The sequence below is a fragment of the Streptomyces sp. NPDC104309 genome (assembly GCF_055584025.1).
On sequence record NZ_JBVJMV010000038.1, the window covers coordinates 24,362 to 49,098 of the forward strand.

The following is a 24,737-nucleotide window of genomic DNA, read 5'->3' on the forward strand; positions in this document are numbered from 1 at the left end:
GGACGCTATTTGGGGTCGCGCGGGGAGGGTGCCCAACGCGCCGTCCGACACTCCGAAGGGGTGGAATACGGGCCTCCGGCGGCCATCTGACGCCCCCTCTCCTGGCCGCGCGGGCGGCCCGTCGCCGGGCGACGGCCCGGCGCGGGCTAGCGTGGCCGTGTGCCCTACTTCGACGCCGCTTCCTCCGCTCCCCTGCACCCCGTCGCCCGGCAGGCGCTGCTTGCCGCGCTGGACGAGGGGTGGGCCGACCCGGCCAGGCTCTACCGGGAGGGACGCCGGGCCCGGCTGTTGCTGGACGCGGCCAGGGAGGCCGCCGCGGAGGCCGTGGGATGCCGCCCGGACGAGCTCACGTTCACTCCTTCGGGGACGCGCGCGGTGCACTCGGGAATTTCCGGGGCCCTCGCGGGTCGTCGGCGTGTCGGCCGCCATCTGGTCGTCTCCGCGGTCGAACACTCGTCGGTGCTCCATTCGGCCGCCGCCCATGAGGCCCAGGGCGGATCGGTCTCCGAGGTCGCGGTGGACCGGTCGGGTGCGGTGAGCGCGGCGGCGTACGCGCAGGTGCTGCGCGAGGACACCGCGCTGGCCTGTCTGCAGTCCGCCAATCACGAGGTCGGCACCGAGCAGCCGGTGGCCGAGGTCGCGGAGGTCTGCCGGGCGGCGGGGGTGCCGCTGCTGGTGGACGCCGCTCAGTCGCTGGGCTGGGGGCCGGTGCCGGACGGCTGGTCGCTGCTGGCGGCGAGCGCGCACAAGTGGGGCGGTCCCTCGGGGGTCGGGCTGCTGGCGGTGCGCAAGGGGGTGCGGTTCGCGGCTCAGGGACCGGCCGACGAGCGCGAGTCGGGGCGGGCCGCGGGGTTCGAGAACATTCCGGCGATCGTGGCCGCGGCGGCTTCGCTGCGGGCGGTGCGGGCGGAGGCGGCGGCCGAGTCCGTACGGCTGCGGGCCCTGGTGGACCGCGTCAGGGCCCGGGTACCGCAGCTGGTGCCCGATGTGGAGGTGGTCGGCGATCCGGTGCGGCGGCTGCCGCATCTGGTGACCTTCTCCTGTCTCTATGTCGACGGAGAGACCTTGCTCCATGAACTGGACCGGTGCGAATTCTCCGTATCATCCGGTTCCTCCTGCACCAGCAGCACACTGACACCGAGCCATGTGCTCAGGGCCATGGGGGTGCTGTCGGAGGGGAACGTACGGGTGTCGCTGCCCGCCGGCACCACAGGCGAGGACGTCGACCGCTTCCTGGACGTACTGCCCGGGGTGGTGGCAGAGGTACGGGAGAGGATGGGGGCACCCGTTTCGGCTCCCCCCTCCCCCGCCGCGTCCGCGTCCCTGGTGGTCGACGCCCTCGGGAAGCGCTGCCCGATCCCCGTGATCGAGCTCGCGAAGGTGATCGGGGACGTACCGCTGGGCGGGACGGTGACCGTGCTCTCCGACGACGCGGCGGCGCGGCTGGACATCCCGGCCTGGTGCGTGATGCGCGAGCAGGAGTACGTGGGCGAGGAGCCGGCGGACCGCGGCTGGGCCCATGTGGTCCGCCGGCTGACCTGAGACTCCCCCTTCGGGATCAGCCCAGGTGCGCGCGGACCTCGGCGGCGGCGTCGTGGCCGTACGCCTTGGTGAAGCGGTCCATGAAGTGGGCGCGGCGCAGGGTGTACTCCTGGGTGCCGACCGTCTCGATGACCAGGGTGGCGAGCATGCAGCCGACCTGGGCGGCGCGCTCCAGGCCGACGCCCCAGGTGAGACCGGAGAGGAATCCGGCCCGGAAGGCGTCGCCGACACCGGTCGGGTCGGCCTTGATCTCCTCCTCGGGGCAGCCGACCTCGATCGGCTCCTGACCGGCCCGCTCGATCCGCACGCCGCGGGCGCCGAGCGTGGTGACCCGGTGACCGACCTTGACCAGGATCTCCTCGTCGCCCAAGCCCGTCTTGGACTCGATGAGCCCCTTCTCGTACTCGTTGGAGAAGAGGTACGTGGCGCCGTCCAGGAGGATCCGGATCTCGTCGCCGTCCATCCGCGCGATCTGCTGCGAGAAGTCCGCGGCGAACGGGATGCCGCGGGAGCGGCACTCCTCGGTGTGGCGGAGCATCCCTTCTGGGTCGTCCGCGCCGATCAGGACGAGGTCGAGGCCGCCGACACGGTCGGCGACGGACTTCAGCTCGATGAGCCGTGCCTCGCTCATCGCGCCCGTGTAGAAGGAGCCGATCTGGTTGTGGTCCGCGTCCGTCGTGCAGACGAAACGGGCGGTGTGAAGGACCTCGGAGATCCGGACCGACCCGGTGTCGACGCCGTGGCGGTCGAGCCAGGCGCGGTACTCGTCGAAGTCGGGACCCGCGGCACCGACCAGGATCGGGTTGGTGCCCAGCAGGCCCATGCCGAAGCAGATGTTGGCGGCGACACCGCCCCGGCGCACATCGAGGTTGTCGACCAGGAAGGACAGCGAGACCGTGTGCAGCTGCTCCGCGACCAGTTGGTCGGCGAAACGGCCGGGGAAGGTCATGAGGTGATCGGTGGCGATGGAGCCGGTGACTGCGATTCGCACGGGGAAACTGCTCCTGTGGAGATCGGGGGGAACGGGTGACGGTGTTCCCGGGGCGGCGTGACAGTTCACGCTACCCGTTCCCCGCACTCGCCCTGAAGGGGGGAAAACTACCCGATAGTAGGGCTTTCTTCCCAAGGCGTGTGATGTCTACGGTGCGCGTATGTCGAACCACAACGCTCCACGCGAGTCCGAGATCAGCCTGGCCGAGCTGCGCGGTGACTGCGCACGCATGGCTCCGCACTGGGTGGCTCCCGCGAAGTCCGCCCCCGTTCCGGTCGCGCCGTCCCTGATTCACGGGGTGACCGTGCCTCCGGCCTCCGCGCGGCTGATCGACGCCATGTCCGAGTACGGCGACTGAGCCCGGCACACCGGTCGCGGACCCCCACCCCTGAGGGAACCGTGTGCCCGCGTGCCCCGTCCCACCGTTGTCCCCACCCGCGGGACGGAGGGCAGGCCGGTGACGGTCTGTGACGGCAACGCAGGCGAAGGAGCGATCCGGTGAGCACCGAGCGACCCGACAACGACGTGACCGGCCCCCGGCGGCGCCCGCCGCTCGCCGTGGCCTCGGTGGCGGCAGCCGTACTGCTGGCCGGGGGCGGTGGCGCGTACTGGGCCGCGACCGCCGCGGACGGCGACGGCGGGAGCGGCGGCCGCGCGGCGGCCGACGGGGAGCGCACTCCTCCCCCGCTGGCCCTGGACGAGCACGCGGGCGGCCCGGCGGCCGACGGGTCCCCGCCGGGCATCGCAGCCGGCATCGCGCCGGGCGAGCCCGATCCGCACGGCGGCCGAGTGGTCTACCGCGCCTCCGGCAAGCTTCCCGAGGGGCCCGGCACGGCGGCGGTGCGGCGCACCGAGGGCACCGTCTCCGCGGCGCAGGTGTCCCGGCTGGCGAAGGCGCTCGGCCTTGAGGGCACCCCGCGGACGGAGGGCACGTTCTGGAAGGTGGGGTCCGACAAGGACGGCTCCGGCCCGGCCCTCCGGGTGAACAAGCAGGCGCCGGGCACCTGGAGCTTCGCTCGGTACGGCTCCGGCGGCACGGACAACTGCGAGGGTGTCTCGGCCTGTTCGAGCACGAAGGTGGCCCCGGGCGGCAGCGGCTCCCCGGTGGGCGAGGGCGCCGCCAGGGCCGTCGCGGCGCCGGTCCTGAAGGCGGTGGGGCAGGACGACGCGGCCCTCGACACCCGGCAACTCATGGGCTCGGTACGGGTGGTGAACGCCGACCCGGTGGTGGACGGACTTCCCACCTACGGCTGGTCGACCGGGATCCAGGTGGGTTCGGACGGTGAAGTGGTTGGCGGCAGCGGGCAGTTGAAGGCCCTGGAGAAGGGCGACAGCTATCCGGTGATCAGCGCGGGCGAGGCGCTGAAGCAGCTGAACGGGGCGGCGTCCCGGACGGACGGGCGCGCGGACATCGGTGGGTGTGCCACCCCCGTACCGCTGCAGGACGGCCTGAAATCGCCGGAGGTTCACTGCAAGACGCGGACCGGGGCCGAGCTGCCGACGACGACCGTGACGGTCGACAAGGCGGTGTTCGGCCTGACGACGCGGTACGTGGCGGGCAGGCAGACGCTCGTACCGTCCTGGCTCTTCTCGGTGCGGCCGGCCGCGGGCGGCACGGGTGAGACCGTGTCGCAGATCGCCGTGGACCCCGCGTATCTGACGAAGGAAGCGCCGTCGGCGACGGCCCCGGCCCCGGGGGACGCAGGGAAGACCTCGCGGCAGATCCTGTCGTACAGCGCCGACGGGCGGACCCTGTCCGTAACGTTCTGGGGCGGGGCCTGCAGCACGTACACGGCGAGTGCGAGCGAGGGCGGGAAGACGGTGCGGGTGACGGTGGCGGAGGCGAAGCCGGCCGGGAAGAAGCTCTGCGTCATGATCGCCAAGGAGCTGACCCGCACGGTGACGCTGGACGCGCCGCTCGGCGACCGGACGGTGGTCGACGCCGCGTCGGGCGGCGACGTGCCCCGCGGCTGACGTCCGGGCCCGTACACACGGCACAGAGGCGGGGGGGGGGGGGGGGGGGGGGGGGGGGCGCGGGCGCGGGGGGGGGGGGGGGCGGGGGGCGGGGCGGGCGGCCCCCCCCCCCCCCCCCGCCACCCCCCCCCCCCCCCCCCCCCCCCCGGGGGCGCCCGCCCCCGGGCCCCCCCCCCCCCGCCTCTGTGCCGTTCCGCGAGCGCCTTCAGGGCTCAGCTGAAGGAGTCACCGCAGGCGCAGGAGCCCGTGGCGTTGGGGTTGTCGATCGTGAAGCCCTGCTTCTCGATGGTGTCGACGAAGTCGATCGAGGCACCACCCAGGTACGGAGCGCTCATCCGGTCGGTGACGACCTTGACGCCGTCGAAGTCCTTCACGACATCGCCGTCGAGCGAACGCTCGTCGAAGAAGAGCTGGTAGCGCAGGCCCGAGCAGCCCCCGGGCTGAACGGCGACGCGCAGCGCCAGGTCGTCACGGCCTTCCTGCTCCAGCAGGCCCTTGACCTTGGCTGCGGCGGCGTCGGACAGGAGGATGCCGTCGCTCACGGTGGTGGTCTCGTCCGATACGGACATCTGCTTCTCTCCCGGGTTGTACGGAGACTGCTTGCCGACGTTGCAACCGTCGGGACCGCGGATTCATTCCGGGCCGAGCGCTTGCCTGTTCCATTCATGCTCGCACACCGGACGCCCACGGGGATGCGTCACATCGACACTATGGCCATCGTCAAAGTGACGTGAACCGGATATGATAGATAACGTCAATTAGACGAAAAGGCTCAAAGAAAGGGTACGTGACGTGACCACGGCCCACCCCGTCCAGGATCTCGACGTCCAGCCGACGCCCCTCGCCCTGCTCCTGCTCGGCCGAGAGGCCGACCCGAAGAGCGAGCGTGGCGTCGAGTGCCCCGGCGACCTGCCCTCCCCGTCCGACCCGGACCTGGTGGAGCGCGCCCGCGCGGCGAAGGAGAAGCTCGGGGACAAGGTGTTCGTCCTCGGCCACCACTACCAGCGCGACGAGGTCATCCAGTTCGCGGACGTCACCGGCGACTCGTTCAAGCTCGCCCGGGACGCGGCGGCGCGCCCGGAGGCCGAGTACATCGTCTTCTGCGGCGTGCACTTCATGGCGGAGTCCGCCGACATCCTGACAACCGACGACCAGAGGGTCGTGCTGCCGGACCTGGCGGCCGGCTGCTCCATGGCCGACATGGCCACCGCCGAGCAGGTCGCCGAGTGCTGGGACGTGCTGACCGAGGCCGGGGTCGCCGAACAGGTCGTACCCGTCTCGTACATGAACTCCTCCGCCGACATCAAGGCCTTCACCGGGCGGCACGGCGGCACGATCTGCACCTCCTCCAACGCGAAGCGGGCGCTGGAATGGGCCTTCGAGCAGGGGGAGAAGGTGCTCTTCCTGCCCGACCAGCACCTGGGCCGGAACACCGCGGTCCGGGACATGGGGATGACGCCGGCGGACTGTGTCCTCTACAACCCGCACAAGCCGAACGGCGGTCTGACCGCCGAGGAGCTGCGCGACGCCAAGATGATCCTGTGGCGCGGGCACTGCTCGGTGCACGGGCGCTTCTCGGTCGACTCCGTCAACGATGTGCGCGAGCGGATACCGGGCGTCAACGTGCTGGTGCACCCGGAGTGCAAGCACGAGGTCGTGGCGGCGGCGGACTACGTCGGCTCGACGGAGTACATCATCAAGGCCCTGGAGGCGGCCCCGGCCGGCTCCAAGTGGGCGATCGGCACCGAGCTGAACCTGGTGCGGCGCCTGGCGAACCGCTTCGCCGCCGAGGACAAGGAGATCGTCTTCCTCGACAAGACGGTGTGCTTCTGCTCGACGATGAACCGCATCGACCTGCCGCACCTGGTGTGGACGCTGGAGTCGCTGGCCGAGGGGAACCTGGTCAACCGGATCGAGGTCGACCCGGAGACGGAGAAGTACGCGAAGCTGGCGCTGGAGCGGATGCTGGCGCTGCCGTAGCGGCGGCCACGCAAGGCCCCGGGGCGCCCTCGGGCGTTTCTCCGGGGCCTTTCGCGCGGGTAGGCCCTGTCCTGCCGATCTTCGCGGGCCCGGGGCGTCTGTGCGGCACCCCGCCGCGTTGTCGGTGTCGCCCGAGTACGTCCAGTACGAGGACGAACCTCCGCCTTGCGATGCACCGCACCAGACGCCCCAGGCTGGTCCACGAAGATCGGCAGGACAGGACCTGGTGGCGGCGGGCTGATTTCCCCCATACGGCACACAGGATGTCCGTACCGTAATTACGCTGCTACTCACCGCAGCGCACATTTCACGGGGGTACGGCGCCACATGACTTCTCGCAGCCCGGTGGACGACCTCGTGGTCGTCGTCCCGGGCATTCTCGGCAGCCGACTGGCCGACGCGGACGGGCACGAGGTCTGGGGCCTCTCGGGCCCGGCCCTCCTCCGCGGGATCCGTACGTTCGGCCGTTCCGTCAAGGGCCTGGCGCTGCCCCCTGACCTGGGCGACGAGCACCCGGGCGACGGTGTGCGCCCGCTCGGTCCGATGCGCGACCTGCACGGGCTGCCGGGCGTCTGGACGCTCGTGGACGGTTACGACGGCTTCCTGGACTGGCTGGAGCACCACTTCACGCTGCGCCGCCGCGGCGTGGGAGAGGAGGCCGACGCCCCCGCCAACCTGATCGGCTTCGCCTACGACTGGCGGCTCTCCTGCCGCTACAACGCGGACCGGCTGGCCGAGCGGGTGGACGAGGAGCTCGGCCGCTGGCGGGCCTCGGCGCCGGAGCGGGCCGAGGCCCGGGTCGTCTTCATCTGCCACTCGATGGGCGGCCTGGTCACCCGCCAGTACGTGGAGCGGTGCGGCGGCGCGGAGCTGACGCGCCGCGTGATCACGCTCGGAACCCCGTACCGGGGCTCCCTGGACGCCCTGCTCTCGCTGGTCAACGGAGTGGGCCCGGCCGGTATCGGCCTCACCGCGTTCGCCCGCAGCCTTCCGTCCCTCCACCAGCTCGTTCCGGACTACGCCGCGCTGATCACCGCGCCGGGCGAGCCGCTGCGATACGCCCGTGAGGTGACCGGCCTGCCCAGGACCGACGCGGCACTGCTCAAGGACGCCGCCCGCTTCCACGAGGCGCTGCGGGAGTCCGGGGCGGGGGCGGCGTACGGGGTGGAGTACGTACCGATCAGCGGGGTGCGCCAGCCGACCCCGACCACCGCCGAGGTCCACGGCGAGAGGCTGACCGGACTGCTCACGATCGACGGGACCGACGAGGGCGGCGACGGCCGCGTGCCCCGGCTCTCCAGCGCCCACGTGGGGGCGGCGGGGCGGCCCGCGTACACCCCCTGGGAGAAGCACGGCTCGCTCCAGAACAACACGGCGCTGCGCCAGGCCCTCTACAACTGGCTCACCCCGGACCCGCCGGCCCACCGGGGCCCGGAGGCCGCCGACATCCCGCTGGTGGTGGACGCCCCGGACGCGATCACCGAGGGCGAGGTGTACGAGCTGCGGGCCACGGTCCCGCCGGACATACGGGGCCACGACCGGGTGGCCGTCCTCGCGGCGGCCGGGGGCGGACCGGTGCGGACGCTGAACAACCTGGGCGGGGGCCGTTACGTGGCACGCCTGGCCGGACTTCCGGCAGGGCCGCACCGGGTGCGGGTGAGTACGGGGAACGCGGGCCATGTCGTGATGACCGCGCTGGTGCTGGTACTGGAGGGCGGGGCGGGCGATGGTGCGTGAGGCGGGCGTGGCGGGCGACGACGGACGCGAGCCGGTGGGGACGGCGCTGTGCGTGGCGTGCGAGGAGTATGCCGACAAGCGGAGCTTTCCCCGGCTGACCGGGGCGGTGGCCCAGATGGAGGGGATCGCCGGACTGCTGGAGGGTCTGGGGATCGCGGCGCAGGTGGTGGGCGGCGGGAACCCGTCCTGGGCGGCCTTCGACGAGGCCCTCACCGCCTGGAGCGAGGGCCGGTGGGAGACGGGGGCGGCGAAGCCCGCGATCATCGTCTGGTCGGGGCACGGCGTGCTGATCGACGACGAACTGCGCCTCGCGCTCTGCGACCTGGATCTCGACGTCGAGCAGGTGATGCGTGACGCACGCGCCCTCAAGCGGGGCGTCTCGGCCGAGACGCTGGTCAATGACGCGGTGGCGTCGGGCGCGGACCAGATCCTGGTGATCATCGACACCTGCTACGCGGGAGACGCGGTGAGCCGGGGCCTGGAGAAGGCTCTGCGGCGCTGGGAGGCCATGTCCACGCCGCCCGGCCACGCCAAGTGGTTCGGGATCATGGCGAGCTGTCGGCGCAACGAGACGTCGGACGGCGGCGGCCCGCTGCTCACCGCGTTGGCGGAGGTGCTGAGGGCCGGCCCTGCCACCACCGAGTACCGCTCGGCGTGGAGCGCCCACAACGCGTTGGTCAGCGGCCCGGACCTGCTGGCCGCGCTGGGTGAGCGATGGCGCGGCGAGGGGCAGACACCGGTTCCCGCCACCCTCGGCACCGGGCGGCCGGTCTTCCCGAACCCGCGCCATGTACCCGGGGCCCCCGCCCGGCTGGTGGAGCACCTGGTGCTCGCGGCGCGCGGGGCCGGGTACCGCGAGGAGGGCTGGTTCTTCACCGGCCGGAAGGAGGTGCTGAACCGGATCGTCGCATGGCTGGAGGCGGACGAAGCCGGGCTCTTCCTGGTGACCGGCCCGGCGGGCTGCGGCAAGTCGGCCGTGCTGGGCCGGATCGCGACGCTCACCGATCCCGTGCAGCGGAAGGAGACCGAGGCGCACGGGGGCCTGCGCGAGGACGACCCGGACCCGGGCCTCCGCCCCGACCGCTCCCTCGCCTCCGTGCATCTGCGGGGCCTGAGCCCTCTCCAGGCGGCCTCGGGGCTGGCCCGGCAACTCGGACTGCCGGAACCCCGCAACGCGGACGACTTCCGGGGCGAGCTGCGGGAGTTGTCCCCGCAGCCGGTGCTGGTCCTCGACGGCTTGGACGAAGTACCCGCCGAGCACCTCCGCGCCATGATCGAGGAGCTGGTCTTCCCGCTCAGCCGGATGAGCCCGGTCCTGCTCGGTTCCCGCGACCGCGCGTTCCGCAGCCGCCTGGCGGAGGAAAAGTTCGGGGACGAGACACTGCCGGACGCCCTGGCCCGTCTGACCGGTACCGGCGTCACCACGGCGGACCTGGAGCGGGAGCCGCACACGCAGGAGGACATCGGTGAGTACGTGTTCCGCCGGTGCGAGGCGGCCGGTGTCCCGGAGGGCCGGGCGCGGGAGGCGGGCGACGCGGTGGCCGCGCGTGCCACGGCGGTGGGCGGCGGGTTCCTGTTCGCCCGATTGGTGACGGGCTCGCTGCTGGTGGGGGCGGGTGACGCCCACGACGACCAGTGGCCGGCCGGCCTGCCGGATTCCATCGAGGCCGCGTTCGAGGAGGACTTGCGGGCAGGGCCGGTACGGGTCCGGGAGGACGGCACCGAACGGCCGTCCGCCGCGCGGGATCTGCTGACCGCGCTGGCGTGGTCGGTCGGGCGCGGGATGCCCGCCGGGGGCGTGTGGGAGGAGGTCGCCGGCGCGCTGGGCGGCCGCGACGTGTCGTACGACGAGAGCGACGTGGGCTGGGTGCTGTCCTCGTATGGCCGCTACATCGTCGAGGACGCGGAGAACGGGCAGGCGGTGTACCGGCTGTACCACCGCGAGTTCGTGTCGTATCTCGCGGGGCGGGAGGGGCCGGGGGTGGTGAAGCCGGCGAGGTGGCGTTGGCCGCGCTGGTCGCGCACGTCGAGCGGCGAGCGGTGGACGGCGACTGGGGGGCGGTCGATCCGTACGTGCTGTGGGGGCTGGCGCAGCACGCGGCGCGGGCGGGTGCACCGGGAATCGGGATGCTGCGGTGGCTGGTGGAGCGGGGCGGGGCGGGCGCGGTGCCGTTTCTGGCCCAGGCCTTGCATCTCTTCTCCCAGCGGCTCGGGTCGGAAGGGGATCCGGACGGTGCGCTGGCCCACGCGCGGGAGGCGCTCGCGCTGTACAAGGCGCTGGAGCACGCCTCTCCTGGGGCCTTCAAGACGGCGGTGGTACGCACGCTCATCAACGTCGCCAACCGATACGCCGAGATCGGCGACCGTGAAGGGGCGCTGACGCCGGCGCGCGAAGCGGTCGTGCTTCAACTGAGCCTTGCCGACGCGGGAGAAAGCGCGTCCCTCCCCGACCTGGCTCTCGCCCTCGGTACGCTCGGCCCGCGCCTCCACGCCATCGGCTACCACAAAGGAGCGCTCACACTCACGCGGGACGCCGTCGGCATCTTCCGGCAGCTCGCCGCACACACTCCGGCGACGTTCCGCCCCGGCCTCGCCGTCGCGCTGAACAACCTGGCGATGAATCTCACAGCCGTCGGGGAACGCCGGGCCGCCGTACCGCCTGCGCAGGAGGCAGTGGAGATCCACATGGAGCTCGCCGCGTCGCACCCCGATGAGTTCCTGGCCGGTCTCGCCAACGCGCTGACCAATCTGGCCGGCAGCCTCAAGGCCATCGGAAGCCACGCGGAGGCTCTTACTCACGCGGAGGCGGCGGTCCGGGCCAACCGGAAGGTGGCCGAACGCCAGCCCACCGTCCTGCGGTCCGCTCTGGCCGGATCCCTGACCAATCTGTCCGTGCACCGCGAGGAGGTCGGTGACCTTGCGGGGTGCCTCGCGCCCGCGCGGGAGGCTGTGGAGATCTGCCGGGAACTCGTTGCGCGTCATCCGGCCGTCTTTCAGCCGGAGCTGGCAGGCGCCCTCCACAACCTGGCGGACAGGTTCTCCGCCACCGGGGATCGCGAGGGCGCGCTCGCTCCGGCGCGAGAGGCGGCGCGCATGTACGCCAAGCTCGCTTCGCAGCACCCGGACGTCTTCCAGCCGGATCTCGCCCGGTCCCTGACCTCCTTGGCCAACAAGACGGCCGCCGCTGGAGACCGGGCGGCAGCGGTGCTGTTCGCGCGCGAGGCCGTACGCATCCAGCGCGAACTGGCTGAAAGCCGACCGACAGCGTCCCTCCCGGGCCTCGCCGCGATGCTCAACAACCTCGCGATGCACCTCGTCTCCGCAGGTGAGCCTGCGACGGCCCTGGTCCACGCCGAGGAGGGGACCGGCATCTACCAACGCCTGGCCGCCGAGGATGCGAGCGCCTTTCTCCCGGAGTTCGCAACAGCGCTCAACAACCTCGGCAACCATCGCGCCGCCTTGGGCGATGTTTCCGGGGCGCTCGCGCCGGGTCGGGAAGCCGTCTCCATCCGCCGCGCACTCGCCGCACAACAGCCCGCCGTCTTCCGGCAGGACCTGGCCACGGCACTCGCCAACGTCGCCGCTCACCTGAACAGGGCCGGAGATCCGGCGGCGGGACTGCGAGCGGCGGAGGAGGCTGTCGATCTCCTCCGTGACCTCGCCGAGCGACAGCCCGCCGTCCGCTCCGCTCTCGCGGGCTCACTCGGCACCCTGGCACAGAACCTCGCCGACACCGGCAGCCGGAAGGAAGCCCTGGCGCCGGCCCGGGAGAGCGTCCGTATCCTGCGTGGTCTCGTCGATGAACTGAGCAGCGCCTTCCTTCCTGATCTGGCTCTTGCCCTGCAGAATCTCAGCAAGCACCTGGGGATGAACCAGGACGCCACAGGAGCCGTGAGCGCGGCGCAGGAAGCGGTTGCCGCCTACCGGACCCTGGCGCTGGAGAACCCCGGCGCCTTCGAAACCGACCTGGTCTCCGCTCTCGCCAACCTGGCACGGGCACTCGTCCGGACCGACGACCGTGTCTCGGCGATCCGGGAATTCGACGTGGCCGTGGAGGAGTTCACCTCCGCCCACCCCGCAACCGCCCGCCGCCTCGGTGTCGAGCGGAGTGTCTTCCTGCTGGACTGTCCCGATCCTCAGGCCTCGATCGGCGTACGCGCGCTCGTGGCCTTCCTCGATGAGGACTCCGCGCCGGACAGCGGCGGCGCGGGCGTCGTGACCGTACGGGCCCGGCGGGCGCTTCGCGCCTTCAGGGACACCGAGTCCGTACGCACCGCGTGGGAAGAAGAAGCAACCTCCGCCCCCGCACCGGCCTGGCTCGCTCTGTCACCGGAGACGCTGGACCTCGTCAGTTCGTGGATGTTCGCGGCCAACTGGCCCCAGTCACGCGACTTCTGGTCCCAGAACGCCCAAGCGCTGAGCAACGAGGAGACAGCGACGGCCCTCGAAGAGCTGGCACTCCTGGACCCCCGCACCGCACAGCAGCACGCCGCGCTCCGCGAGGCCGTCCTCGTCCACGGCGTGACCGCCGCCTACGATCCGCTGATCCTCGCGGAACAGCTGGCGGAGTGGGTGGACTGCGCCACCTGGGCGGAGTCACGGGTCTTCCTCCAGGACCACCCCCGCATCCTCCAGGCCCAGCCGTCCGAGGCCACCCCGCTCGCGCACGCCGCCGTCCTCGATGTCGCCCGCACCGAAGGACTGGACGCCGCGTACCGCCTCGTCGAGGACCGCGACGCCCTCCAGGCGTACGTGGAAAGGGCGTTGGCAGCCGGAGACGGCAACGCGCTGCTGCACGCGGCGGCCATCGAGGGGCAGGTCTTCGACGACGGGCTGTCCTCCCTCACCCACGCCCAGGCGGGCATGGTGCTCTCGGGGGTCGTCGAGGGCATCGAACCGGACGAGCTGGCCACGCTCCTCCCCCGCGCACACGAGGAGACCCGTGCCCGGCTGCTGAGGGAGATCCTCGCGCTCAGCGTCCGGCACGCCCACCCGCACGGCGAGACATGGCTCCGGATCGTCCAGGCTCTCAGCGGGGCCGCCTGACGCTCACCGCCCCGCTGTCAGCCCGCGTTCCCGCCGCTCTCCAGCCGCCCGCCCCGGCTCTCCGCGATCCGCAGGGTGTCCCCCAGCGACTCGGCGAGCCGGGTGCCCGCGAACCGTAGCTCCTGCTCCCCCACCACGGTCTCCGCCAACAGCTCCCGGGCCTCGGCCAGTACGTATTCGGCCGAAGCGATCATGTCGTCTTCCAGCTCGTCGGCCATCCGGGAGAGGCGGCTGTCCGGGTTCGCCGCGCTCAGCCAGCACGGGCCGCCGCGCTCGTTGGTCCACGGGAGCAGTCGCAGGGCCCGGCCCTGTCCGTCGAACATCATGTCGGTCGCTACCTCCGGAGCAGGCCCTCTGGTGCTCCGCACGAGAGGGTGGTTACGGTGTGTGCCGCCATCGTCGCCCTGGGGAACTCCGCCCCAACAGGGCTCCACTGTCCCGGCCTTGGGAACGGGACACCCGAAAGGCACGCACCGTGACGTTCAAGCCCCAGCCGCTCACCCCTTATCTGTCCGCCCGCCACTACTTCGGCTCCGAGCAGCGCCGCCACCGCGAGCGGGCGGGCCTGTCGCTCGTGCAGCTCGCGGGCATCGTGAACTCCAGCAAGAGCACGCTGGCCCGGATCGAGACGGCCGACCTGATGCCGCCGCCGGACATTCCCAGCCGGCTGGACATGGCCTTCGGGACGGATGATCACTTCCATGGGCTCTACGAGCTCGCCCGGCGCGAGATCCACCCCGACCAGTACCAGCGGTACATGGACTTCGAGTTCCGGTCCGAGGTGATAGAGCAGTACGGCGCGCAGGCGCTGCCGGGGCTGTTACAGACCGAGGAGTACGCGCGGGGGTTGCTCCGCTGCCAGGAGGACCTGAGCCACGAACAGGTCGAGGAACGCGTCACCGCACGCATGTCCCGCCAGGAGCGGCAGCGTTCGGACAAGCCGCCGTTCCGGTGGGCGATCATCGATGAGGCCGTGCTACGGCGGCAGGTGGGCAGCCCTGCCTGCATGGGTGAGCAACTGGCTTCGCTGCTGGAGCAGGCGGACACGCCGAACAGTAAGGTTCAGGTGATGCCGTTCGGTGCGGGTCCACACTCGCTGCTGGGTGGCGCGCTGACTCTGCTGAACCTGCCCGACGGCACTTCGGTGGCGTACGAGGAGGGCATTCAGGCCGGTCACCTCTACGAGGATCCGGCCGCGGTGAAGAAGTGGCGGCGGCAGTACGAGGTACTGCGCGCCAACTCCCTCCCCCTGGCCGAGTCGGCGGAACTGATCCGGACCGCGATGGAGGGCTACCGACCATGACCCACTCCCCCGAGCTGAGCACCGCCCACTGGCGCCGCAGCAGCTACAGCAACACGAACGGGGGCGAATGCGTCGAGATCAGCGACGACTTCCCCGGCGTCGTCCCCGTACGCGACAGCAAGAACCCCGCCGGACCCGCGCTCGTCGTCCAGGCCGCGGCCTGGGGCGCGTTCGTCTCCTCGCTCAAGTAGCAGCAGCGCTCGAACATCAAGCGGAACCCGAAGGGGCCTGTCCCACACACTCGTGTGGGACAGGCCCCTTGTCATGCCGGGCGGGTCAGGCCGTCGCGGGCTCCGGCTCCTCGGAGGAGGTCTCCTCCGGCTCGGCCGGGGCCGGCACGCCGGCCTTCTTGGCGCGCTTGAGCGCCTTCTTCTTCGCGCGGCGCTCCTTGCGGAGCTCCACCATCGCGTAGAGCGTCGGCACGAGCAGCAGGGTCAGCAGCGTCGACGTGACCAGGCCGCCGATCACCACAACGGCGAGCGGCTGCGAGATGAAGCCGCCCTCGCCGGTGACGCCGAGCGCCATCGGAAGCAGGGCGAAGATCGTCGCGAGTGCCGTCATCAGGATCGGACGGAGCCGGTGACGGCCACCCTCCATGACCGACTCGACGACGCCCATGCCCTGCGTCCGGTACTGGTTGATCAGGTCGATCAGCACGATCGCGTTGGTGACCACGATGCCGATCAGCATCAGCATGCCGATCATCGCCGGTACGCCCATCGGGGTGCCGGTGACCACGAGCAGGCCGATCGCTCCGGTCGCCGCGAACGGGATGGAGACCAGCAGGATCAGCGGCTGGACCAGCGACCGGAAGGTCGCCACGAGCAGCATGAAGACGATCGCGATCGCGGCCAGCATGGCCAGGCCGAGCTTGATGAACGCGTCGCTCTGGTCCTCGGAGACACCGCCGATGGTGGCCGTGGCGCCGTCCGGGAGCTTCAGAGCGTTGATCTTCGTCTGAAGCGAGGCGCCGACCGCGCCGGTGTTGTCACCGACGGGCCTGGCGGTGATGGTCGCGGCGCGCTGGCCGTCGATCCGGGTCATCGAGACCGGTCCGGGGACCAGTTCGACATCGGCGATCCGACCGAGCTTGACCGGGCCGAGCGAGAGGTTCTTCAGCTCGGCCATCGTGGTCGCCGGGTGGGCGGACTTGATGACGACGTCGCGCTCGGTGTCGTCCATGATCGCCTTGCCCGACGGGGTGCCGCGCACCGCTCCGGCGACGGCCGCGCCGAGCGTGGTCTGGTCGAAACCGGCCTCCGCGGCCTTGGCGTTGGCCTTGACCGAGATCCGCGGGACGCTCTGCGCCAGGTCGCTCTGGACGTCGGTGACGTCCTTGAGCCCGGCCACCTCGGCCCGTACCTCTTCGGAGGCCTTCTTCAGGACGTCCGCGTCGGCGGCCTTGACCACGACGCTGAGGTCCTGGCTGCCGAAGCTGCCACCCGCGGAGACGGTGGTGTCACCGATGCCGTCGAGCTTGCGGAGCTCCGTGTCCAGACGCTTCTGCACGGCCTCGGAGTCGCCCGCGTCCTTCAGCGTGATCTGGTACGAGGCCTGGTTGGAGCCCGTACCGCCGCCGAAGGCCGCCATGAAGCCGGAGGAGCCGACGGTGACCTGGTAGTCCTTGACGCCCTTGTCGCCGGTGAGGACCTTCTCGACCTTCTTGGCCGCCGCGTCGGCCGCCGCCAGGCTGGTGCCGGGGGCCAGCTCCTGCTTGATGGAGAGGACCTCCTGCTCGCCCTGGTCGAAGAAGTTGGTCTTCAGCAGCGGGGCCATGCCGAAGGTGCCGAACAGCACCACGATGGCGATGACGATGCTGGTGACACGGCGCCGGGTCGCGAAGCGCAGCACCGGGACGTACAGCCGCTGGAGCCGGCTGCGGGCTTCCTTCTCCTCGGCCTTGCGACGGGCCTCGTCCGGGTTCTCCGTGCTGCCCTCGGGGGCGCGCAGGAACCAGTACGACAGGACGGGGACGACGGTCAGCGAGACCAGCAGGGAGGCCAGCAGGGCCGCGGTGACGGTCAGCGAGAACGAGCCGAACAGTTCGCCGACCATGCCGCCGACGAGACCGATCGGCAGGAAGACGGCGACCGTGGTGAGGGTCGAGGAGGTGACCGCACCGGCCACTTCCTTCACCGCGGTGATGATCGCCGACTGGCGCTCCTCGCCGTAGCCGAGGTGGCGCTTGATGTTCTCCAGGACCACGATCGAGTCGTCGACGACACGGCCGATCGCGATGGTCAGCGCGCCGAGCGTGAGCATGTTGAGCGACAGGTCACGGGTCCAGAGCACGATCAGCGCGAGGACCACGGAGAGCGGGATGGAGACCGCGGTGACCAGGGTCGAACGCAGCGACGCGAGGAAGACCAGGATCACGATGACCGCGAAGAGCAGGCCGAGCGCGCCCTCGGTGGTCAGACCGGAGATCGCCTTGGAGACGGCGGGGCCCTGGTCGGAGACGACCGTCAGTTCGGCGCCGGTGCCGAGGTCCTTGCGGAGGTCGGGGAGCTTCTCCTTGACCGCGTCCGAGATGGCGACGGCGCTGCCGTCCTTGTCCATCGTGGCCATCACGGCGAGGCTCGGCTTGCCGTTGGTGCGGGTGATGGAGACCGCGCTGGACGGCTCCTGCTTCACCGTGGCGACGTCACCCACGCGGACCGGCTTGCCGGGCTCGCCGGTCGCCGGGTCCTTGCCGGTGACCCGCAGGTCCTCGATCTGCTTCAGGGAGGTGAAGGCGCCGCCGACCTGGACGGTACGGCTCTTGCCCGACTCGGAGAAGGAGCCGGCGGGGACGGTCGCGCCGCCCGCCTGGAGCGCCTGGGAGAGCGTCGCGGCGTTCAGACCGGCGGAGCTGAGCTTCTTGTCGTCGGGGGTGATGGAGACCTGGAGGTCCCGCACACCGTCGACGGAGACCTGGCCGACGCCGCTGATGTTCTCCAGGGCGGGTACGACCGTGCGGTCCAGCTGGTCGGCGAGGGCCTGCTGGTCCTTGTCGGAGGTGACGGCGAGGACGACGGTCGGGATGTCGTCCGTCGAACCGGCGACGACCTGCGGGTCCACGGAGTCCGGAAGCTGGACGCGGGCGCGGTTCACCGCCTGCTGGATGTCGGCGACGAGCTGCTTGGTGCCCTCGCTGCCGAAGTCGAAGGTCGCCATGATGACGGCGTTGCCCTCGCTGGCGGTCGAGGTGGTGCCGGTGACGCCGTCGACGGCCTTGATGGAATTCTCAAGCGGTTCGACGACCTGCTTCTCGACCACATCGGGGGACGCGCCCTGATAGGGGGCGAGCACCGACACCATCGGGAGTTCGATGGTGGGCAGCAGCTGCTGCTTGAGCTGCGGGATCGCGATCGCTCCGAATACGAGCGCGACGATCGAGATCAGTCCGATCAGGGCCCGTTGCGCGAGGCTGAATCTGGACAGCCAGGACATGGGTGGGTCTCTCTTCTGTGGCTTACGCGGCAGATGGGCGGGCGGCTGAAGGACAGACCCGACCCACCTATACGATCACCCGCCGACGGGTCCGAAAGCGTCGGCCCAGGGTCGCTTTCTTATGCCGCGCATACCGCAGGTGGAGTACGCCGTATCTCCACCCGTCACTCCACCCGAGGGCGCACCAGGCCCGATTCGTAGGCGATTACCACCAATTGAGCCCGGTCCCGGGCGCCCAGCTTCGCCATCGCCCTGTTCACATGGGTCTTCACGGTGAGCGGGCTGACCACGAGCCGCTCGGCGATCTCGTCGTTGGAGTGCCCGCCCGCGACCAGGACCAGCACTTCGCGTTCGCGGCCGGTGAGCGCGGCGAGCCGGTCGGAGTACTCCGCGGCGCTCGGTCCGTCACCGTCCGAACTGCCGCCCTGGGCGAGGAAGGTGGCGATCAGCCCCTTGGTCGCGGCGGGCGAGAGCAGCGCCTCGCCGCCCGCGGCGACACGGATGGCGTTGAGCAGTTCCTCCGGTTCCGCCCCTTTGCCCAGGAAGCCGGAGGCCCCGGCCCGCAGCGACTGCACCACGTACTCGTCCACCTCGAAGGTGGTGAGCATGACGACCCGTACGTCCGCCAGTTCCGGATCGGCGCTGATCATGCGGGTCGCGGCGAGTCCGTCCGTGCCCGGCATCCGGATGTCCATCAGCACCACATCGGCCCGGGTCGAGCGGGCGAGCGCCACGGCCTGCGCGCCGTCCGCCGCCTCGCCGACCACCTCCATGTCGGCCTCCGAGTCGACCAGCACCCGGAACGCGCTGCGCAGCAGCGCCTGGTCGTCGACGAGCAGCACCTTGATGGGCGGCGTCATGTGTTCTCCCCCGTCCGGCCCGCCGCGCCCGGCTCATCCGGCTCTGCCGTGCGGGCCTTGACGGGCAGGATCGCATGGACCCGGAACCCACCGCCGTAACGGGGCCCGGCGGTGAGGGAACCGCCGAGCGCGGTGACGCGTTCGCGCATGCCGAGGAGGCCGTGACCGCCGCCGTCCCCGTTGCGTCCGCCCCCGCCCGAACCGTTGTCGATCACGGTCACCTCGGCCGTGGCCCCGACCCGTACGACACTCACCTCGGCCCTCGCCCCGGGGCCCGCGTGCTTGCGCACATTGGTCAGCGCCTCCTGGATCACCCGGTACGCGGCCAGGTCGACGGCCGCGGGCAGCGGGGGCCGCCGGTCGGTGCAGGCCACCTCGACCGGGAGCCCGGCCCGCCGGACGGTGTCCACCAGCTCGTCGAGGACCGCGAGGCCCGGGGCCGGTTCGGTCGGCGCCTCCGGGTCGCCGGACTGACGCAACAGCCCGACGGTGGCCCGCAGTTCGTTGAGCGCGGAGCGGCTCGCCTCCCGGACGTGGGCCAGCGCCTCCTTGGCCTGGTCGGGGCGCTTGTCCATGACGTGGGCGGCGACGCCGGCCTGGACGTTGACCAGGGCGATGTGGTGGGCGACGACATCGTGCAGATCGCGGGCGATCCGCAGCCGCTCCTCGGCGACCCGGCGCCGGGCCTCCTCGTCGCGGGTGCGCTCGGCCCGTTCGGCACGCTCCCGGATCGCGTCGACGAAGGCCCGCCTGGAGCGGACGGCGTCCCCCGCGGCCCCGGCCATACCGGTCCAGGCGAAGACGCCGAAGTTCTCCTGGCTGTACCAGGGCGGCGTGCCGAAGAGCATCGCGGCGGCCGTCAGCGCGGCCATCGTCAGCAGGCCCACCCGCCAGGTGGTGGGCCGGTCGGTGCGGGAGGCGACGGTGTACAGCGCGATCACGGTGCTCATCACCACCGGGGCCGGCGGGTCGAAGCGCACCAGCTCGACGACGGTCAGCGCGGCGGTGGCCGCGAGCACCGGCATGGGGCTCCGCCGCCGCCAGATGAGCGCGACGGCACCGAGCACCATCAGGAACACACTGGTCGCCTCGGGCGTACGGGTGCCGAAGGTGGGTCCGCCGGGTCCGCTCGGCTCGACGAACGATCCGATGATCATGGCCACGAGCACGGCCAGGGCGAGTGTCGCGTCCAGCGCGAGGGGATGGTCGCGCAGCCAGTGCCGGACGCGCTGAACCCCGGTTCCGAGGGTGGTCACGTCAAGCTACGTTACGGCGTGTCGCGCGGGAATCGTCCGGGTCGTACGGAGGCATCGGCACGGAGCACGTGGATCGGCGGAGCACCTGGAGTGCGCGACACCCGGAATGCCCCGGACATCCGGAGCGCGGTCCGGCCTGCACACCCGCGCCCCGCGCCCCGTGTCCGGAGCGCGGTCCCGCCGGCCGGGTCCACCGGACCGGACACAGCCGTGCCCCGTGTCCGGCGGACCGGACACGGGGCACCGACTCGTGCGGGAGCTGGAGAACGCCCGGCGTCAGCCGGGGATCAGACCGTCGTCGCGGAGCATGGCGCGCACCTCTTCGAGGGTCGCCTCGGGCGACGGCAGGATCAGCCCGGACGGCTCCAGGGAGTCGTCCGGCAAGGGTGTGCCGAGTTCGCGCACCCTGGCGAGGAGCGCGTGGAGGGTGGAGCGAAAGCCGGGGCCGTCGCCGCGCTCCACCTCGGCGAGCAGTTCGTCGTCGAGCTCATCGAGCTCGGCGAGATGGCTGTCGGCCAGTGCGACCTGGCCCTCCCCCATGATCCGTACGATCATGACGCCGCCTCAACTCTTGTCGAACCTGTGCGGGGACTGCGACGACTGCTGCTGCGCGGCATCCTGCGGGCCGCCCTCGATCGCCTGCTGCTGGGTGGAGCCGCCGGCCAGCTCGGCCTTCATGCGCTGCAGCTCCAGCTCCACATCCGTACCACCGGAGATCCGGTCCAGCTCGGCGGCGATGTCGTCCTTCGCCGTCCCGGTCGGGTCGTCCAGGGCTCCGGAGGCGAGCAGCTCGTCGATCGCGCCCGCCCGTGCCTGCAGCTGCTGGGTCTTGTCCTCGGCCCGCTGGATCGCCAGGCCGACATCGCCCATCTCCTCGGAGATCCCGGAGAATGCCTCGCCGATCCGGGTCTGCGCCTGGGCAGCGGTGTAGGTGGCCTTGATGGTCTCCTTCTTGGTCCGGAAGGCATCGACCTTGGCCTGAAGCCGCTGGGCCGCGAGAGTGAGCTTCTCCTCCTCACCCTGCAGCGTGCTGTGCTGCGTCTCCAGGTCGGTGACCTGCTGCTGGAGTGCGGCGCGCCGGGACAGCGCCTCGCGGGCCAGGTCCTCGCGGCCGAGCGCGAGCGCCTTGCGGCCCTGGTCCTCCAGCTTGGACGACTGCCCCTGCAGCTGATTCAGCTGCAACTCCAGCCGCTTGCGCGAAGTCGCCACGTCGGCGACCCCGCGGCGCACCTTCTGAAGCAGCTCCAGCTGCTTCTGGTACGAGTAATCGAGGGTCTCGCGCGGATCCTCGGCCCGGTCAAGGGCCTTGTTTGCCTTCGCGCGGAAGATCATCCCCATACGCTTCATGACACCGCTCATGGGCTTCGCGCGCCCCCTTCTGACGGACTGAGCTCCAGCACTCCAACAGAACCCACAGTACGGGCCCTGTCTCTATTACCGCACTGTTCGAGCACAGATGTGCTCCTCCCCAAGGACGACTGCGCCCGGTCACCGCTCCGGCCCAGGGAGTAGGTGATGGTCGGGGAAACCGGTGACGACGTCCGTGCGGAACCCTTGGGGACACCGGCGAGGACGCAGGCCGTTGCCGGATCGTTCCCGACCGGCCTGGGGTCCCGGCGATCGAACCCGTACCCTTGGGCCTTGTGTTCCGTAGCCGTTCGAAGGAAGAGAAGGCGCCCACCGGCAAGGTGACGGCGGACCTCTCCAAGCAGCCCCGCGACCCGCAGGCCCCCAAAGGTCGCCCCACCCCCAAGCGCAGCGATGCCCAGTCGCAGCGCCGTCGCGCCTCCAGTGGTGCGCCGCTCGACCGCAAGGAGGCCACGAAGCGGCAGCGCGAAGCGCGCCGTGTGGACCTGGCCAAGCAGCGTGAGGCGCTCGCCAGTGGCGACGAGCGCTATCTGCCGGTTCGCGACAAGGGCCCGGTGCGGCGCTTCGTCCGCGACTACGTGGACTCACGTTTCTGCATCGCGGAGTTCTTCCTGCCGCTCGCCGTGATCATTCTGATCCTCAGCGTGATCCAGGTGCAGAACATCCAGAACATCTCCCTGCTGCTCTGGCTCATCGTGATCGTGCTGATCGTCGTCGACTCGATCGGTCTCGCGTTCCGCCTGAAGAAGCAGCTGAACGCGCGCTTCCCCAATACGCCGAAGCGCGGCGCGGTTGCCTACGGGCTGATGCGTACGCTTCAGATGCGTCGGCTCCGACTGCCGAAGCCGCAGGTCAAGCGCGGAGAGCGACCCTGAGCACGGACATCTCCGGCTCGGTCGGCGGTCCTGCCGCCGGCTCGCCGGACGGCGCCGCCCCCGCCCTGGTCACCGGGTTCTCGGGGGCTGCCCCGGGGTGGTTGAAGGGGCTCGGCGGACTACGCAACACCGTCCGCCAGGAGCTCGTCGCGCGGCAGCTCGACGAGCAGATAGCCGCCCGCTTCCCGGTCGGGCAGCGGCTGCGCGTCCTGGACGTCGGCATGGGCCAGGGCACCCAGGCGCTGCGCCTGGCCAGGGCCGGTCACACCGTCACGGGCCTGGAGTCCGAAGCGGAGATGCTGCGGGTGGCCCGTGAGGCGCTCGGCAGCGAACCCGCGGGCATCCGTGAGCGGGTCCGGCTGATCGAGGGCGACGGCCTGGACACCGGGGTGCACTTCCTGCCCGGCAGCTTCGACGTGGTGCTCTGCCATGGCGTGCTGATGTACGTCCGGGAGCCGGACGCGATGCTGGCCGGACTGGCGCGGATGCTGGCCCCCGGCGGACTGCTCTCGCTGCTCGTGCGGAACGCCGACGCGCTGGCGATGCGACCCGGCACCGCCGGGGACTGGGACGCCGCGCTGACCGCCTTCGACACGGATACGTACACCAACCGGCTGGGCATCGCGGTCCGGGCCGACCGGCTGGACGCCCTGACGGCCACGCTCGCCGGGATCGCCGCGCCCCTGCACGCCTGGTACGGGGTCCGCGTCTTCACGGACGACGTCAGCAACGACGTGGAACTGCCGGCCGCCGCCGAACTGGAGCAGGCGCTGGCCGCGGAGGACCGGGCCGGGCGGACGGACCCGTACCGCCGGGTGGCCGCGCTGCTGCATCTGTGCGGGGTGCGGGGCTGAGGGCCGTCCCGTAGTCCGTGGTGGATCAGCGCGCGGCGTCGGATGCGGTGCATCGCAAGGCGGGGGAGCATCCGCATACGGGAAGTATTCGGACGTTCCGACAACGCGGCGAGGTGCCGTAGCCAGTTCCGACAACGCGGCGAAGTGCCGTAGCTGTCGTCGCGCGCCCGCCAGGGATTACGCACGGGACAACCCTCAGGGCCTCTCGTGCGGATCGTGCCGGGCTCGCCCGCCCCGGCGGTGTGCCCGGTCGGCCGCCCCCAAGAGGCCACCAAAGAGACCAAAAGCGACAATCCGAACATGGATGCTTCCCACTCCCGCAGCCGTGTACGTCGTCTGCTGCTGCCTCTGACCGCGGGTGTCTGTGCGCTCGCCCTGGTGAGCGGGTGCTCGGACGCGAGCTCCGATACACCGAGCGCCGATCCCACCAAGTCGGCCTCCGCCACCCAGTCCGCCAGTGATCTGCAGAGCGACTACCAGGCCGTGATCAAAAATGTGCTGCCGTCGGTCGTGCAGATCGAAGCCGGCAACAGCCTGGGCTCCGGCATCGTCTACGACTCCAAGGGCCACATCGTCACCAACGCCCATGTGGTCGGCAACGAGAAGACGTTCAAGGTCACCGTCGCCACCGGCGAGAAGGTGGAGGGCGCCACGCTGGTCGCCTCCTATCCGGAACAGGATCTGGCCGTCATCAAGCTGGACACCGTGCCGAAGGGGCTGAAACCCGCGAAGTTCGGTGACTCGGACAAGGTCGAGGTGGGGCAGATCGTGCTGGCGATGGGCTCGCCGCTCGGGCTGTCCTCCAGCGTCACCCAGGGCATCGTCTCGGCGCTCGGCCGGACCGTCAGCGAAAGCCGCGCGGGCGGCGGCACGGGCGCGACGATCGCGAACATGGTGCAGACCTCGGCGGCGATCAACCCGGGGAACAGCGGTGGCGCGCTGGTCAACCTCGACAGCGAGGTGATCGGCATCCCGACCCTGGGGGCGATCGACCCGCAGATGGGCGACACCGCGGCACCGGGAATCGGGTTCGCGATCCCCGTGTCGATGGTGAAGACGGTCGCCGACCAGATCATCAAGAGCGGCAGGGTCACCGACTCGGGCCGGGCGGCGCTGAACGTCGTCGGTCGCACGGTCGTCGACACGAACTACCAGCCGGCCGGAGTGGCACTGGTCAGCGTGACGACGGACGGCGCCGCGGACAAGGCGGGGCTGCGGGCCGGCGACATCATCACCAAGCTCGGTGATCTTCCGGTCACGACGATCACCTCCCTGTCGGAGGCACTGGCCTCGGACAAGCCGGGCCAGAAGGTCACCGTGACGTATCTGCGCAACGGGGCGCAGAAGACGGCGCAGGTCACCCTGGGCGAGATCTGACCTCAGGCCGCGGCCCGGACGCCTCCGGGCCGGCCCGGAGGCGTCCGGGCCGCCGCGCCGCGGCCCTTACGGGGCGGCGGGAAGTCCGCGCCCCGGCGGCCCCCCCATTGAAAGCCGCCCCCCCCAAGGCCCCCCCACCGAC

Annotated in this window: 19 protein-coding genes and 1 pseudogene; 12 read left to right on the plus strand and 8 right to left on the minus strand. The window is 71.3% G+C overall.

Going from position 1 to position 24,737, the window contains the following annotated elements:
* The first annotated feature begins 159 nt into the window (after nt 1-159).
* Nucleotides 160-1,542, plus strand: coding sequence for an aminotransferase class V-fold PLP-dependent enzyme (locus ACZ68L_RS36030; RefSeq protein ID WP_469585958.1), 1,383 nt, complete (start codon nt 160-162; stop codon nt 1,540-1,542).
* A gap of 16 nt (nt 1,543-1,558) precedes the next feature.
* On the opposite strand, the gene ACZ68L_RS36035 is transcribed toward ACZ68L_RS36030, so the two are convergent.
* Complete coding sequence (locus ACZ68L_RS36035) at nt 1,559-2,533, minus strand: carbohydrate kinase family protein (RefSeq protein ID WP_469585961.1); 975 nt, start codon at nt 2,531-2,533, stop codon at nt 1,559-1,561.
* 160 nt (nt 2,534-2,693) lie between these two features.
* Here ACZ68L_RS36035 and ACZ68L_RS36040 point away from each other — a divergent pair, with 160 nt between their 5' ends.
* Both ACZ68L_RS36040 and ACZ68L_RS36045 read left to right on the plus strand, forming a co-directional pair.
* Entirely contained in the window at nt 2,694-2,891 is a 198-nt protein-coding gene (locus ACZ68L_RS36040; protein ID WP_469585963.1) for a hypothetical protein, read from the plus strand.
* A 140-nt stretch (nt 2,892-3,031) separates the two neighbouring features.
* The gene (locus tag ACZ68L_RS36045; protein WP_469585966.1) at nt 3,032-4,507 is read left to right on the plus strand and encodes a hypothetical protein; all 1,476 of its coding nucleotides are present in this window, start codon (nt 3,032-3,034) and stop codon (nt 4,505-4,507) included.
* A 212-nt stretch (nt 4,508-4,719) separates the two neighbouring features.
* Here ACZ68L_RS36045 and ACZ68L_RS36050 read toward each other — a convergent pair whose 3' ends face one another.
* A complete protein-coding gene (locus ACZ68L_RS36050) occupies nt 4,720-5,076 on the minus strand; it encodes a HesB/IscA family protein (protein WP_030933606.1) in 357 nt (118 codons plus the stop codon).
* Between the two features lie 223 nt (nt 5,077-5,299).
* Here ACZ68L_RS36050 and nadA point away from each other — a divergent pair, with 223 nt between their 5' ends.
* The 4 genes and pseudogenes from nadA (at nt 5,300) to ACZ68L_RS36070 (ending at nt 13,270) form a co-directional block, all read left to right on the plus strand.
* On the plus strand, nt 5,300-6,487 hold the full coding sequence (gene nadA, locus ACZ68L_RS36055; RefSeq protein ID WP_469585970.1) for a quinolinate synthase NadA: 1,188 nt from the start codon (nt 5,300-5,302) through the stop codon (nt 6,485-6,487).
* Nucleotides 6,488-6,814: 327 nt separating this feature from the next.
* Nucleotides 6,815-8,224: an alpha/beta hydrolase gene (locus tag ACZ68L_RS36060; protein WP_469585972.1), complete on the plus strand. Its 1,410-nt coding sequence runs from the start codon at nt 6,815-6,817 to the stop codon at nt 8,222-8,224.
* Nucleotides 8,214-8,846 (plus strand): annotated as a pseudogene (locus tag ACZ68L_RS36065) (caspase family protein); the annotation flags it as partial. The gene ACZ68L_RS36060 and the pseudogene ACZ68L_RS36065, both read left to right, overlap by 11 nt.
* 1,505 nt (nt 8,847-10,351) lie before the next feature.
* Nucleotides 10,352-13,270 carry a tetratricopeptide repeat protein gene (locus ACZ68L_RS36070; RefSeq protein ID WP_469585974.1) on the plus strand — a complete coding sequence of 973 codons (2,919 nt, stop codon included), beginning with the start codon at nt 10,352-10,354 and terminating at the stop codon, nt 13,268-13,270.
* Between the two features lie 17 nt (nt 13,271-13,287).
* Here ACZ68L_RS36070 and ACZ68L_RS36075 read toward each other — a convergent pair whose 3' ends face one another.
* Entirely contained in the window at nt 13,288-13,638 is a 351-nt protein-coding gene (locus ACZ68L_RS36075; RefSeq protein WP_469585977.1) for a hypothetical protein, read from the minus strand.
* Nucleotides 13,639-13,745: 107 nt separating this feature from the next.
* Between ACZ68L_RS36075 and ACZ68L_RS36080 the strand changes: the two genes are divergently transcribed.
* Both ACZ68L_RS36080 and ACZ68L_RS36085 read left to right on the plus strand, forming a co-directional pair.
* The gene (locus ACZ68L_RS36080; protein WP_469585980.1) at nt 13,746-14,573 is read left to right on the plus strand and encodes a helix-turn-helix domain-containing protein; all 828 of its coding nucleotides are present in this window, start codon (nt 13,746-13,748) and stop codon (nt 14,571-14,573) included.
* Nucleotides 14,570-14,764 (plus strand): DUF397 domain-containing protein, encoded by a 195-nt coding sequence (locus ACZ68L_RS36085; RefSeq protein WP_469585982.1) that lies wholly within the window; start codon nt 14,570-14,572, stop codon nt 14,762-14,764. The genes ACZ68L_RS36080 and ACZ68L_RS36085 overlap by 4 nt, the downstream gene beginning before the upstream one ends.
* Before the next feature lie 85 nt (nt 14,765-14,849).
* Here the strand turns inward: ACZ68L_RS36085 and ACZ68L_RS36090 are convergent, their stop codons facing one another.
* The 5 genes from ACZ68L_RS36090 to ACZ68L_RS36110 form a co-directional block, all read right to left on the minus strand.
* Nucleotides 14,850-18,005 carry an efflux RND transporter permease subunit gene (locus ACZ68L_RS36090; RefSeq protein ID WP_469585984.1) on the minus strand — a complete coding sequence of 1,052 codons (3,156 nt, stop codon included), beginning with the start codon at nt 18,003-18,005 and terminating at the stop codon, nt 14,850-14,852.
* 164 nt (nt 18,006-18,169) lie between these two features.
* Nucleotides 18,170-18,865, minus strand: coding sequence for a response regulator (locus ACZ68L_RS36095; protein WP_469585986.1), 696 nt, complete (start codon nt 18,863-18,865; stop codon nt 18,170-18,172).
* Nucleotides 18,862-20,121 carry a sensor histidine kinase gene (locus ACZ68L_RS36100; RefSeq protein ID WP_469585988.1) on the minus strand — a complete coding sequence of 420 codons (1,260 nt, stop codon included), beginning with the start codon at nt 20,119-20,121 and terminating at the stop codon, nt 18,862-18,864. Before ACZ68L_RS36100 ends, ACZ68L_RS36095 begins: the two co-directional genes overlap by 4 nt.
* A gap of 276 nt (nt 20,122-20,397) precedes the next feature.
* Nucleotides 20,398-20,676, minus strand: coding sequence for a PspA-associated protein PspAA (pspAA, locus tag ACZ68L_RS36105; protein WP_469585991.1), 279 nt, complete (start codon nt 20,674-20,676; stop codon nt 20,398-20,400).
* A gap of 9 nt (nt 20,677-20,685) precedes the next feature.
* Nucleotides 20,686-21,468 carry a PspA/IM30 family protein gene (locus ACZ68L_RS36110; RefSeq protein WP_114248945.1) on the minus strand — a complete coding sequence of 261 codons (783 nt, stop codon included), beginning with the start codon at nt 21,466-21,468 and terminating at the stop codon, nt 20,686-20,688.
* 296 nt (nt 21,469-21,764) lie between these two features.
* Here ACZ68L_RS36110 and ACZ68L_RS36115 point away from each other — a divergent pair, with 296 nt between their 5' ends.
* The 3 genes from ACZ68L_RS36115 to ACZ68L_RS36125 all read left to right on the plus strand — a co-directional run bounded on the left by ACZ68L_RS36115 (nt 21,765) and on the right by ACZ68L_RS36125 (nt 24,595).
* Nucleotides 21,765-22,364 (plus strand): DUF3043 domain-containing protein, encoded by a 600-nt coding sequence (locus ACZ68L_RS36115; RefSeq protein WP_469585994.1) that lies wholly within the window; start codon nt 21,765-21,767, stop codon nt 22,362-22,364.
* 101 nt (nt 22,365-22,465) lie between these two features.
* On the plus strand, nt 22,466-23,218 hold the full coding sequence (locus tag ACZ68L_RS36120; RefSeq protein ID WP_469585997.1) for a class I SAM-dependent methyltransferase: 753 nt from the start codon (nt 22,466-22,468) through the stop codon (nt 23,216-23,218).
* Between the two features lie 300 nt (nt 23,219-23,518).
* Nucleotides 23,519-24,595 (plus strand): S1C family serine protease, encoded by a 1,077-nt coding sequence (locus tag ACZ68L_RS36125; protein ID WP_469586000.1) that lies wholly within the window; start codon nt 23,519-23,521, stop codon nt 24,593-24,595.
* The last annotated feature ends 142 nt before the right edge of the window (nt 24,596-24,737 follow it).